The organism is candidate division KSB1 bacterium (assembly GCA_022566355.1).
Classification (GTDB): domain Bacteria; phylum Zhuqueibacterota; class JdFR-76; order JdFR-76; family DREG01; genus JADFJB01.
On record JADFJB010000127.1, the window covers coordinates 1 to 12,614 of the forward strand.

General features: G+C 41.1%; 12 protein-coding genes. 7 read left to right on the plus strand and 5 right to left on the minus strand.

Annotated features, from left to right (window positions below):
* Positions 1 to 227: 227 nt before the first annotated feature.
* The 5 genes from thrC to IIC38_17260 form a co-directional block, all read right to left on the minus strand.
* On the minus strand, positions 228 to 1,538 hold the full coding sequence (gene thrC / locus IIC38_17240) for a threonine synthase (GenBank protein MCH8127678.1): 1,311 nt from the start codon (positions 1,536 to 1,538) through the stop codon (positions 228 to 230).
* Positions 1,539 to 1,875: 337 nt separating this feature from the next.
* Complete coding sequence (locus IIC38_17245; GenBank protein ID MCH8127679.1) at positions 1,876 to 2,808, minus strand: homoserine kinase; 933 nt, start codon at positions 2,806 to 2,808, stop codon at positions 1,876 to 1,878.
* A 256-nt stretch (positions 2,809 to 3,064) separates the two neighbouring features.
* Complete coding sequence (locus tag IIC38_17250) at positions 3,065 to 4,711, minus strand: M28 family peptidase (protein ID MCH8127680.1); 1,647 nt, start codon at positions 4,709 to 4,711, stop codon at positions 3,065 to 3,067.
* Positions 4,712 to 4,970: 259 nt separating this feature from the next.
* Positions 4,971 to 5,693 (minus strand): SDR family NAD(P)-dependent oxidoreductase, encoded by a 723-nt coding sequence (locus IIC38_17255; protein MCH8127681.1) that lies wholly within the window; start codon positions 5,691 to 5,693, stop codon positions 4,971 to 4,973.
* Between the two features lie 172 nt (positions 5,694 to 5,865).
* Positions 5,866 to 6,258, minus strand: coding sequence for a VOC family protein (locus IIC38_17260; GenBank protein ID MCH8127682.1), 393 nt, complete (start codon positions 6,256 to 6,258; stop codon positions 5,866 to 5,868).
* A 715-nt stretch (positions 6,259 to 6,973) separates the two neighbouring features.
* Here IIC38_17260 and IIC38_17265 point away from each other — a divergent pair.
* From IIC38_17265 to IIC38_17295, 7 genes are all read left to right on the plus strand, one after another.
* On the plus strand, positions 6,974 to 7,567 hold the full coding sequence (locus tag IIC38_17265; protein ID MCH8127683.1) for a sigma-70 family RNA polymerase sigma factor: 594 nt from the start codon (positions 6,974 to 6,976) through the stop codon (positions 7,565 to 7,567).
* A 12-nt stretch (positions 7,568 to 7,579) separates the two neighbouring features.
* Positions 7,580 to 8,395 (plus strand): anti-sigma factor, encoded by an 816-nt coding sequence (locus tag IIC38_17270; GenBank protein MCH8127684.1) that lies wholly within the window; start codon positions 7,580 to 7,582, stop codon positions 8,393 to 8,395.
* A gap of 515 nt (positions 8,396 to 8,910) precedes the next feature.
* Positions 8,911 to 10,095 carry an AAA family ATPase gene (locus IIC38_17275; protein ID MCH8127685.1) on the plus strand — a complete coding sequence of 395 codons (1,185 nt, stop codon included), beginning with the start codon at positions 8,911 to 8,913 and terminating at the stop codon, positions 10,093 to 10,095.
* Positions 10,092 to 10,658 carry a DUF4276 family protein gene (locus IIC38_17280; GenBank protein MCH8127686.1) on the plus strand — a complete coding sequence of 189 codons (567 nt, stop codon included), beginning with the start codon at positions 10,092 to 10,094 and terminating at the stop codon, positions 10,656 to 10,658. The genes IIC38_17275 and IIC38_17280 overlap by 4 nt, the downstream gene beginning before the upstream one ends.
* Positions 10,606 to 10,881 (plus strand): anti-sigma factor, encoded by a 276-nt coding sequence (locus IIC38_17285; GenBank protein ID MCH8127687.1) that lies wholly within the window; start codon positions 10,606 to 10,608, stop codon positions 10,879 to 10,881. Before IIC38_17280 ends, IIC38_17285 begins: the two co-directional genes overlap by 53 nt.
* 361 nt (positions 10,882 to 11,242) lie before the next feature.
* Complete coding sequence (locus IIC38_17290) at positions 11,243 to 11,677, plus strand: winged helix-turn-helix transcriptional regulator (protein MCH8127688.1); 435 nt, start codon at positions 11,243 to 11,245, stop codon at positions 11,675 to 11,677.
* Between the two features lie 71 nt (positions 11,678 to 11,748).
* A partial coding sequence (locus IIC38_17295) for a hypothetical protein (protein ID MCH8127689.1) occupies positions 11,749 to 12,614 on the plus strand: 866 nt, incomplete at its 3' end.

Sequence of the window (12,614 nt, forward strand, 5' to 3'; positions counted from 1 at the left end):
CACCAATTTTCCAATTAAAGAGATGGGGATTGTTTTGTGAAACGGATGGGAATGTGAATAGAAATGTAAGTAAAAATAATGCTGGCTTTTTCATGAATTGATTCATTCAATCATTTTTTTTTGAACTATCTTTTTTAGTAGACATTATTTTTTTGACTGGATTAACAAGATATACTGGATTTTTATCCTGAAAATCCTGTTTATCCTGTCCAGAAATGTTTGCTGCGTTATGAATAGATCAAGTTAAGTAATAATTCTTTGAATTGTTCGAAATCATTCTCCATGAGAATAGATTGCTTTTCTTTATCCAGAGCTTGTTGAAGTGAATCAGGCATTTGAAGTTGGTCACCAACGATGGGATAAACGTGATCCCAAAATTTAGCCGGATGTGCGGTTGCCAGGAAAATACCGGTTCGGGGAATAGAGCTATTTTTTATAAAATTTATCAATCCCATATAACCGATTGCACCGTGTGGATCTAAAATGGTTCCGGTGGCTTCAAAAACTTCATGAATTGTATCACGAATTTGATCGTCTGTAAAATGAGCACCGCAAATATCCTTTCGAATTTTATCGACTGAGTGATCATACAGTTCCAGTATCCTGGCGAAGTTACTGGGATTGCCAACATCCATGGCGTTGGCTATCGTCTCAATGGAGGGTTTGGGTTCGTAAATGCCGCTTTCCAGGTACTTTGGGACAATATCATTGATATTTGTAGCTGCGATAAATTTTTGGATTGACAGCCCCATTTTTTTTGCAAGGATTCCGGCGGTCAGGTTGCCGAAGTTACCACTCGGAACAGAAATAACTAAATTATGGTACTCCTGCTGCAATTGACCCACGCCGCGAAAATAGTAAAATATTTGTGGAATCAACCTTGCTATATTGATCGAGTTGGCTGAAGTTAAATTTAGTTTTTTGAGCACTTCGCTGTTTGTGGCTGCTTGTTTTACCAGTTTCTGACAATCATCAAAGGTACCATCAAGCTCCACAGCCGTTACATTACCACCCAGGGTTGTCAATTGCTGCTCTTGTATTTTACTTACCCTGCCGCTTGGATAAAGCAGGACAACGCGAATGCCATCGATATCCATAAATCCATGGGCAACTGCGCTGCCGGTATCTCCGGATGTGGCGACGAGGACAGTCAACTCTCGATCTAAATTTTGCACAAAGTGGGCCATCAGTCTTGCCATAAACCGGGCGCCAAAATCCTTAAATGCCAGGGTAGGTCCATGAAAAAGTTCCAATGAGTACACTTCATCTTCAATTTTGGCAAGCGGTGCATCGAACGTGATGGCACAATCGATGATTTCTTCAAGAACGGCTTTTGTGATTTCCTGTTTGGTGAATTGTCTTGCCACTTCAAACGCGATTTCTTGAATGGACATTGAATGCAAATGTTCGATAAAGTTCAAAGAAAAAGAGGGGATTTCCGTTGGCAAATACAAGCCGCCGTCCGGGGCGAGTCCTTGCAGGACGGCATCGTGTAATGAGGTCAGGGGACTTTTGTGGTTTGTGCTATACCATTTCATAACAATTTGCAAATCTCAAATAATAAATAATAAATAATAAATAAATCCCAATTTCAAAAAACCATAATCAAACCATCTTAATCATTGTATTAATTTTTCTATGGTCGAATTTATAAATAGTGTCTGAACGAAAACGAGACAACCATGGTTTCCTAATCTGTCATTCGGGGATGACATTTTGGTAGTTCTCGGACAGCCTGAAAGCATGCGGGAATGATAGAATGCGTATTATTTGTTCGGACACTAAGTATTCTTCAGTTCATTTTTGCCTAAAAACTCTTAATGTCATTCTGAGCGTAGAGAAGAATCTCTTGGTGTCAAGAATGACAAGAATCTATCATCCAATTACTTTTGCACCTTCACAATTTATTTTAGAGATATAAACATCACTTTCAATGTTTTCTTTTGTAAACACATTCTGCATAGCCGATCCTATTTTTTCAGCCACAGCGAATTCGGAACTCAAAGCAAACAGGGAAGGGCCGGCGCCTGAAATGCTGCATCCAAGTGCACCTGCTTCCAATGCGGCTTTTTTCACTTTGTAAAAACCGGGGATCAAACTGGCCCGCACCGGCTCGACAACCACATCCTGCAGGGAACGTCCGATCAGGTCATAATCGGAGTTCAACATTCCGGCAATGAGTCCGGCGGTATTGCCCCATTGTTGGATCGCGCTTTTTAATGGGATTTGATGCGGCAAAATTTTGCGCGCTTCTTCCGTACGAATTTCAATTTGGGGATGAACAACCGTGCAGACCAGATCTGGTGGCGTCGATATTGGAATGATGTCCAGGGGATCATAGCTTCTGATTAATATGAATCCACCCAGAAGAGATGGCGCCACATTGTCTGCATGTACAGAACCACTCGCAACCCGCTCACCTGCAATTGCAAACGGCAGCAACTCCTTTGTCGAAAGGGGATTCCCTAATAGCTCATTGGCTGCTACAACACCAGCGACGGCGCTTGCAGCGCTTGAACCCAATCCACTACCCAGGGGCATTTTTTTGTGCAATTCAATGTCGATTCCTTGTTTGGAATTGCACTGTTTCAGAAATTGGGTTATTGCAACACTTGCCGTATTTTTATCGGGATCAAGAGGCAGTTTCCCTTGATCGCCGGAAATTTTGGAAATTGTAACTGAAGGTTTGTCTATAAGTTTAGCAATGACTTCATCACCGGGTTTATCGATGGCAAATCCGAAAACATCAAATCCACAAGCAACATTACCAACCGATGCAGGTGCAAATACTTTGATACTTTTATTCATTAAAACAATTTAGTCGATTAACACAGTGCGGTCTTGGCCGCAACCAAATAATTTAGCCACAGATTTTCACTGATTGCCACGGATGAAACCTTTAGAAAAAAATCAAAAATCATTACATGCAATATGCAATTTGTCGAAATATTTTAAGTTTGAAAAAGTGATTTTGAAGCTCCATTTATTAAAACTTGTGTTTTATCCATGCGAATCCGTGGCTATATTATTTTTTCAAATAACAAATCCTGTTAATCCTGTCCTGTTATTTCCCTTCTCCTGCCATATCAGCATCACGCTTGGCTTTGAATTCATTACCCTCACGCCAATTCGGGAAAGTCGATTCATTCGCCAAACGATAACCGACTTTGAACAACAACCTCAAATCGTCGACTGCACCGGAAAAATCCCATTCCGGATTAAACTCATCCGCCGGTTTATGGTAGCGATTTTCAAGATAGTCATTGAGTTGTTCTTCAGTCCATTCCTTGCCATGTTCAACATGATCCATTCCTTGATCGGTATACAAAGCAGGAATGCCTTCTTTGGCGAAACTGAAATGATCGGAGCGATAAAAGTAACCCTTCTCCGGTGAAGGATCGGGAATGACCGTACGGTTTTGTTCTTTTGCAGCTGCAGCCAGGTAATCATCAAGCTCGGAATTACCATAACCCACGATGGTGATATCCTTCATTTTTCCTAATACGTTCAATCCGTCCATGTTTAAGGCTGCCACGGTTTTATTGTAAGGATAGATCGGATTCGTTGCATAGAATTTGGAACCCAGCAATCCCTGTTCTTCTGCAGTGACGGCCAGAAATACAATCGATCGGGATGGCCGACTCGAAAGTTTGGTATAGGCTTCAGCCAATTCGATTAAACCGGCAGTGCCTGTGGCATTATCAAAAGCGCCGTTATAGATCTGGTCTCCTTCTAAATTGGGATCTCGTCCCAGGTGGTCCCAGTGCGCCATATAAAACACATATTCATCACTGCGGTCGCTTCCCGGCCAAACCGCAATTACATTGTTTGATGTTGATTGTTTGATATCATTGCTTAAAGAAAGCGAGGCGGTTAATTCCATAGAAACCGCCTTAAAACCAGGTTGGGCAGCTTTAGATTTGAGAGATTCGAAATCCATGCCGGATTGTGCAAAGATCTTTTTTGCCACTTCGATGGTAACCCAGCCTTCGATTGCACAGCGCGACATGTTATTGTCATCACTCACAAGATCAAATTGCGGACCGGACCAACTGCCACTTACGACTTCCCATGGATATCCTGCAGGTTTGGTTTCATGGATTACAATTGCACCGGCAGCTTGTTGGCGGGCAGCTTCTTCATATTTATAAGTCCAGCGGCCATAATAGGTCATGGAATTGCCGTTAAACAATTCGTCGTTTTGAGTGGCGAAACCAGGGTCGTTGACCAGCATCACCACGGTTTTACCCTTTACATCTATTCCTTCGTAGTCATTCCAATTATATTCGGGTGCAACTGTACCATAGCCGACAAAAACCAATTCGGAATTTTTGATTGAAGCGTTGCCGACAACCCTTTTGGTCCAGGCCATATATTCATTTCCATAAGAAAATGAATTCGTTTGCCCGTTTCCTGTAACCGATAATTTTGCATTTGGACTGGTTGTAATTTCTACCAGGGGAACCTCTTGAAAATAACTATCGCCATTTCCGGGTTCCAATCCCAGTTTTTCAAATTCGGCCTTCAAATAATTAATTGTTTTTTCTTCACCGGGGCTTGATGGAGCACGCCCTTCAAATTCATCAGATGAAAGCACCTGGATATGACGACTAATATCCTCACCGGAAATACTGTCTTCGCCGGCAGTGTCGTAAGAGCTGCAACCAGCCAATGAACTCAGTAAAATCAGCAACCCAAATTTTTTAACCATTTTGAATCCTCAAAGATTATTAGTGATAAGTTAGTTGAACTTTCTGGAAGTATAAAGATTTACCAGCTTCGTTTCAAGCGAAATATAGGATAGCGAATGAATCAAAATATTATTTTTTAGGTTCATCATAATAAACCGGAAATATTCTCAAAAACCTTTAAAGACAGGATTAACAAGATACAAAAGATAATAAAAAAAAAGAGAAAATGTATCTTTGTTTTGAAACCATTAATAGGGGGTTATAAAATATTAGTGAACCTTATTTTCCCGGGTTTGTAGGCCGAATATCAATTTCACTCACCATTGCTCGTTGCGGCAGTTTAAGCATATGAAGGATGCTTTCGGCTACATCTTCTGACTGCACCATGTTCTGTCGCCGGGTATTAGAAATTTCGGATCGATCATCAAAAAAATCGGTATCTACCGAACCTGGACAAATCGCCAGAACCCGAACGCCGTTTTCGCGTTCTTCCAAAAATAAACACCGGCTAAATGCCAGGACGGCATGCTTTGTAGCCGAATAACCGCCGCCATTCAAAAAGGCATTTTTACCGGCAAGGGAAACAACATTCACAACGGCCGATTCGCCGGCTTTATGCAAGTGGGGAAGACATTCTCTTGTCGCAATAAATAATCCGCGAACATTTAACTGAAATAGTTCATCCCAATCTTTTGTTGGGAAATCTGCAATCCGATGAAAGAGTCCCACGCCCGCATTGTTGATCAGTACATCCAATTGCCCAAACCGATTTATCGTCGCTTCGATGAACCGTTTGATCTCTGCTTCAACACTCATATTTCCGGTGAATGAGAAAACATCAACACCTTGTGCCTTGACTTCTGCAGCCGTTCTCTCCAGGGTTTTTCCATCTCTGGCGGAAATTGCAACATTCGTTCCTTCTTTGGCTAAAGCCATTGCTATGGCACGACCGATTCCTTTACTCCCGCCTGTGACAATGGCTACTTTGTTTTTTAATTCCATATAATTTCTCCAATTTATTATTTTGGCTTAAAACGACTGTTTACTCATTGGCTATTTGTCATAAAATAGTTCACTCCTAACGGAGTTAACTACCAACAACTATTTTTTGGGGTGCTATTTTCTAATAAATTTTCCATCAACACCATTTTCTTGTATTTCTAATTTGTCTAAATTAGCCCCAAATACCAACCGAAGCTAACTCCAGACTATTACCTGCCGGATCTCTAAAATAGATGGAATAACCGCCTTTAGGCCAATCAATTTCAGATTCAATTTCGACATCATTTTGTTTCAGATGATCACGCCAGGCTGAAATTTCAGATGCTTTAATTTGGAAAGCCACGTGACCCGGGCCATTTGCCCCATGAACTGGCACCTCCGTAATCTTTTTAGATGTCTCGCCTGGATTGAAAAGTAGTAGCATCTGATTGCCACATCGGAAAAATAGATGTCTATTCTCGGAACGGGAATAAACCTTCAACCCGAGAACAACCGTATAAAAATCCTTTGCGGCATCCAAATCATCCACGTAGAGGCATGTTTCTAATATTTGATTGACTTTCATACTTACCTTTAAGTTTTTAAAACCTTTTCGCAGATAGTACTGTGAAAAAAAGTCTGACGCAAATAAACGAAAAGTGAGATCTTAAATAACGTGAATTCGACATAACCCGCATTGTTATGTTAGAGGTTTTAAGAAATTACCATTTATGCTGTCATTTCGAGAAGTTTACGACGAGAAATCTTTATTATCCGAATAACAAATGATTTGTAAGCTCTAAGATTTCTCCTCGCTTCGCATCGTCGAAATGACGTTTATTATTTTGCATAGTTCTCATAATGAGTCAATCAAAGAGAAAGCTTATGTCGAACTCATGTTAAATAAGTGATTTATTTTGGGTGTAACTCCAAGTCCTGGCAGGTTTTTTTCTAAAAAAGCTATTATCCATCAAAACATGGAGTTTGAAACCTGCCAGGTCTTTTCTAATCAAAAATCAAGAGGTGCCTAAAATGCCTAAAGAAATTTAAGTTAGAAATTAATAATTCTTAACACTTTAGAACACTTGTAAGATTGGATTTCTATTTCACAATTCATATTTTGAGCCGTGGTAGAGAATATCAATAAAGTAAACTTTTCTTGAATTTAAACACTCGTGATCCTACTATTTCATATCCTCGGATTGTTTCACCATGAATATCGGAAATTATTAATAACAGTTACTTACAATCAAAATCCAATTCAATTATTGGTTCGTATTTTAAGAGAAGACTAGGTTTTTGTGAAGTTAGAGATTCAAAAAGAACGGCAGGATTTTCCAGATCAAAAACTGATGCAAGAAATTGCCGATAAACAAAAATGGGCTTTTTCCATAATCTATGACAGGCATTCTGCAATGCTGTTTGGGTTGGCTTTGAAGATATTGCACGACCGTTCTTCAGCTGAAGATGTTCTCCAGGAATTATTTTTGTCGGTTTGGGAAAAAGCTGATAAATTCAAAACTGAACGGGGAAATGCGGTTGCATGGATGACAATATTATGCCGAAACAAATGCATAGACAAATTGCGAAAGCTTGAAGTCAATAAACAAAGATCAACCGAATTGGATGAGGAGTCTGTGATTCAGGTAAAAGCACATCAATCATCTGATGATCAATTTGATTTGGCACGACAAGCTATTTTACAAAAATCTGTTGCCGAGGCAATGGCTGAATTGCCGGGCGAGCAAAAGCAGCTTATTGAAATGGCTTTTTTTAGCGGATTTACGCAATCAGAAATTGCCGGCGAATTAAAATTACCTTTAGGTACTGTGAAAACAAGAATTCGATCGGGCATGAAAAAATTACACGATATTTTAAAAGAGAAATTGATTTGAGATAGAAGATAAATGGACCATAATGAATTAAAAGATCTGGCTGCTGCTTATAGTTTGGGCTCCTTGGATCCTGATGAAAAACGGCAGTTTGAAGCCCACCTTCGTCAAGACTGCGAAGAATGTCTAACATTGGTCAAAGAGATGCAGGAAGTGACAATCTCAATGGGCCAATCTGTACAGCCGGAAACGCCGCCAGCTCACATCAAAGAAAAACTATTTGCAGCCATTGAGGATGAAAAATCGACTTCAGCCGAGATACCATCTGTGGGACTTCCCCTGATCGAAAAACTTCGTTCAGCCAAACGCCGATGGCAGTTCACGGCATATGGTTTAGGCTTTGCCGCCATTTTATTATTTGTTCTGTTTTCAACTTATTCTTCCGGCCTTAAATCCGAACTTGATTTACTGGCAGCGCGAATGGCAGCCGGCGAAAAACTGATCCAGAATTTGCGCACCGAATTAAACGACAAAGCACGCGTTCTGCAAATTATGCGGGCGCCGCAACTAAAAATGGCAGATCTGAATGGTTTACCGCCATCACCGGAAGCCAGAGGCAAGGTGATTTGGGACCCGGAAAATGATCAAGCCGTGTTCTTTGGATTTAATCTTGCCGCAATCCCATCGGATAAGGACTACCAGTTATGGATGCTAAAAGGCAATCAACCGATCAGCGCCGGGGTGTTTACGCCGGATGCGGACGGCAACGCCATCTCTGAATTTACAACTATTCCCGATGATGAAAACATCAGCGCGTTTGCGGTTACACTGGAACCCAAGGGGGGAGTTGCGCAGCCAACCGGGGAAATGTATTTGATAGGGGCGTTGTAGAAAACCAGATCCAACTTTTGGCCTTTAGGAATTGTTAGATTCTTCAAAAATAGTGTTGCATTCTCAAATGTAAAGTCTTTTATTATTTTGTGTGGGAGGTGGTTGGGTTTTTGAAGATGAAACAAGGATATAAAATATGCACTATAAATTGAACGTTTTTATGTGACAAATTCCCCATATAATATGAATATAATAAGTTTAATATGGTTTTTTCAACGGACTATAAGTTTTATGATTAAATAAATGTTAAAACATTTGTTTTCGCGGGTCTAGTGCAGCGTTTCCTATATATTATTTCAACAGCAATCGTATTTGTTGTCCTTAATGTTTGCGCAGCCATTAAAAAGTCATTGGTGGTTATCTGTGATTAACCCAATGACAATAAGTGACTTAATGACAACTTGAAGACAGATTTTGTGATTCTTTGTGAGAACACTTAAATACGCACGTTATTTAGGAATCACAATACTTGTTAATAGTTGGGCAACATAATCAGAAGTAAAGGAAGACAAAGAATGAAAATTACGAAATTGAATATTGAAGGTTTCCGTTCTCTCCGCAATGTTTGCTGGTTACCCGGTGATCTCAATGTTATTATCGGTCCTAATGGTACGGGTAAATCTAATTTGTTACGTTTTCTGGAATTGATTGCCATATCGGCACAGGGCAAGCTGAGCAAATACATTCAATCTTTAGGTGGAATGGATCCGATAGTTTGGGATGGAATTGTTACTTCCATAAAGTTTTCCATGGAGACGACACCTGAAGGTGGGGAGATAGGTCCTGAACAGTACAATCTTGAATTGGTAAGACTTGGGTCGGGAAGTTCATATAAGGTTGAAAAAGAACTCTTAACAAACTTTCTAAAAGTGAGACGAGGTGAGGAAAAGAATCCATTTAAGTTTTTGGAACGGCATGCAAAGACGGCAGTAATTTTTGATGAAAAAGCACGTACCTTCACCACACTTGAAGAGTTTATATCGGATGAAGAAAGCCTCCTTTCCATAGCATCGGGACCATTTATTAATAACCACTTCATTCCACCTTTCCAAAACGGACTGGCTTCGATAGCTGTTTATCACGATTTGCACACCAATAAGGACGCATCTATCCGTCAGCCTGCTATTGCTCGTTTGGAAAAACGCGTTGATCCAGACGGTCAAAACCTTATTTCAGTTATACATACCCTTTACACAAGTGATCGCGATTTCAAAAACGATATTAATTCAGCTATGCAGGCAGCATTTGGTGACGATTTTGAAGAGTTGGTTTTCCCGCCGGCTTCTGACCAGAGAATTCAATTACGGATTCGTTGGAAATCACTGAAACGAGAGCAATCCGCAGCAGAACTCTCTGATGGAACCCTTCGCTTTCTGTTTCTGTTAACTGTTCTGGCAAGCCCATCGCCAGCCCCCGTTATCGCAATAGATGAGCCCGAAACTGGACTTCATCCCTCGATGCTTCCTATTGTCGCGGAATATGCAATAGAAGCATCAACAAGATCGCAAGTGATTCTGACTACTCATTCTCCTCAATTTCTAGATGCTTTTGTGACAACCAGACCTACGACAACTATTGCGAAATGGCAAGATGGTGAAACGGTCCTGAAAACCTTGAGCGGGGATGAGCTTGACTACTGGCTGAAGGAATACTCGCTGGGGGCTCTTTTCAAATCTGGAGAATTGGAGCAGATGGGATGAGATTTATTCTTTTCGTTGAGGGTTATACGGAAAATAAAGCACTGCCTCAATTTCTGAAAAAATGGCTTGATCCTAAATTGCCGAATCCTATCGGGATTAAAACTGTTCGCTTTGAAGGATGGTCGGAGCTAGTCAAAGACGCTCCCTTGAAAGCAAAAATGCATTTGGACGGCCCTGATAAAAGTGAAATTATTGCTGTCATTTCTTTATTGGATCTTTATGGACCGACCTTTTATCCCAGTAAGCTGAAAGATAGCAAAGAACGATACGATTGGGCCAAGAAAGATATCGAAGACAAGGTCGACCAACCTAAATTTTTTCAATTTTTCGCAGTTTACGAAGTCGAGTCATGGCTTCTAAGTGAACCAAAAATATTCCCTATTGAAGTCAAAAGAGCCTTCTCAACTCAAGTTAAATATCCGGAAAAGGTGAACTTTAATGAGCCGCCAGCAAAATTACTGGAACGTCTTTATTCTCTGCACGGCAAGCGTTTATACAAAAAAGTGGTGAATGGGAAAGCGCTTTTCAGCAAACTCGATCCAGGCGGTGTTCTATGGATTTAATCTTGCCGCAATCCCATCAGATAAGGACTACCAGTTATGGATGCTAAAAGGCAATCAACCGATTAGCGCCGGGGTGTTTACGCCGGATGCTGACGGCAACGCCATCTCTGAATTTACTACTATTCCCGATGATGAAAACATCAGCGCGTTTGCGGTTACACTGGAACCCAAGGGGGGAGTTTCGCAGCCAACCGGTGAGATGTATTTGATAGGGGCACTGTAGAATACCAAATCATATTTTTGGCCTTTGTGTTTCAACTTTGTAGTTTATTCTTGAAATTGTAAACCATCATCCTTGAGATCCGTTTAAAAAAACCTCATCTAATATTGTAGTATTGATAAAAAAAGGGTTGAATTCTCAAATTGGATGTCTTTTATTTCTTGTGTGGGAGGTGAGTGGGTTGTATGTTTAACTGGTTATTTACAAACCAATAAATTTTCATAAACTGAATGTTATAACATTTGTTTTCGCAGGTCTAATTAGTAGTTATATACCCTCTTCCATTAGAAAAAAATCCATTCCAATAAAAAAGACTTGACAAACAAAATAAATACGTGTATATTCACGTAATAAGAAAGGAGATATTACGAATTTATTTGAATTACCTAATTGTGCCTGTTTTAACTTGCGAAAAGCAACACGGGCGGTTACCCAACTTTATGACCGAATATTAAGCCCGGCCGGTCTGCGGGCAACGCAATTTACCATTTTGGCAATGCTCTCACTTAAAGGGAGTTTGTCGATTACCCGGATGGCAAACTTTTTAGTCATGGAACGCACAACCTTGACCCGTAACCTGAAACCATTGGAAAAGCAAGGGTATGTAACCATTCTTCCCGGTGAAGATCAACGTGTGCGAAATGTGGTATTAACAAAAACCGGCCAACAGATGTTTGAGAAAGCGCTCCCCCTTTGGAAACAGGCGCAGACTAAGATTACCGAAGCGATGGGAAGCCAAAAATATCAGACTTTTTTAGCGCATTTATCGTCCATTATATCCGTGGCTCAGAAAGCATAGCAGTCTTACAACGACTGACTCTTTTTTTAGATAATTACGTGTAATTACACTAAACTTGTAAGGAGATAATCATGATGTTTATCAGGAAAATTGTAGCTCTGTTTTATCTAATCAGCCTGCCACTCCTTTCTCTGGCAGATGCCAGTGCCCAGGATTTAAATTATACGGCTTTCAGGAAATGGTTTACGCAGCATGTTGAGATCAGCGCCCTGGTTGAGCAGCGCACCGCCTTTGGCACCAATAAATGGAGCGGGCAAAAAGCGGAAGTTTTATTCATGCCCGAACTGGAAATTGCGTTATCCCATGGTCTTGACCTCACTGCCATTGGGCGATTGCGTAGCGACGCTTTCGATAAACTTGAACCGGGCGATGGTGCTCAATCCGAGGTGGCACATTTTTCCAGACACGCTGTTCTCGGAGATCGAATCGATTTTGAATTAAGAGAATTTTACCTGGAAACAACTGTAGGGCGCTCTTTCCTTACCCTGGGCAAACAGCAGATTGTCTGGGGCAAAGCCGATGGGTTAAAAGTGCTGGATGTGGTCAATCCCCAGGATTTCCGCGAGTTTATTTTGGATGATTTCGATGAATCGCGCATCCCGCTGTGGGCGGTCAATGCGGAAATCCCTGTTGGAGCGTTTGTCGCCCAACTGCTCTGGATTTCCGAGCGAACCTATCATGACATTCCGGAAGCCGGCGCTGCTTTCGCATTCACAGCGCCGGCCCTCGGACCTGTAGCGCCTCCGGGTATTCCTGTGGAGCTGCAGCAAGTAAAACGACCTCACCGCTTCTTCGCCGATTCTGACGCCGGCATTCGTCTTTCCAAATTCTGGAAAGGGTGGGATCTCACGATCAACTATTTTTATCATTATCAAGATATTCCGGTACTTTTCCGAAGCGTTGCAATTTCTGACGGCAAACCGCTAATCACCATCCG

Bases quoted from the DNA above. Each gene is read 5' to 3' on its own strand.
- thrC (MCH8127678.1), bottom strand. From the start codon at position 1,538: ATGAAATGGTATAGCACAAACCACAAAAGTCCCCTGACCTCATTACAC.
- IIC38_17245 (MCH8127679.1), bottom strand. From the start codon at position 2,808: ATGAATAAAAGTATCAAAGTATTTGCACCTGCATCGGTTGGTAATGTT.
- IIC38_17250 (MCH8127680.1), bottom strand. From the start codon at position 4,711: ATGGTTAAAAAATTTGGGTTGCTGATTTTACTGAGTTCATTGGCTGGT.
- IIC38_17255 (MCH8127681.1), bottom strand. From the start codon at position 5,693: ATGGAATTAAAAAACAAAGTAGCCATTGTCACAGGCGGGAGTAAAGGA.
- IIC38_17260 (MCH8127682.1), bottom strand. From the start codon at position 6,258: ATGAAAGTCAATCAAATATTAGAAACATGCCTCTACGTGGATGATTTG.
- IIC38_17270 (MCH8127684.1), top strand. From the start codon at position 7,580: ATGGACCATAATGAATTAAAAGATCTGGCTGCTGCTTATAGTTTGGGC.
- IIC38_17275 (MCH8127685.1), top strand. From the start codon at position 8,911: ATGAAAATTACGAAATTGAATATTGAAGGTTTCCGTTCTCTCCGCAAT.
- IIC38_17280 (MCH8127686.1), top strand. From the start codon at position 10,092: ATGAGATTTATTCTTTTCGTTGAGGGTTATACGGAAAATAAAGCACTG.
- IIC38_17285 (MCH8127687.1), top strand. From the start codon at position 10,606: ATGGGAAAGCGCTTTTCAGCAAACTCGATCCAGGCGGTGTTCTATGGA.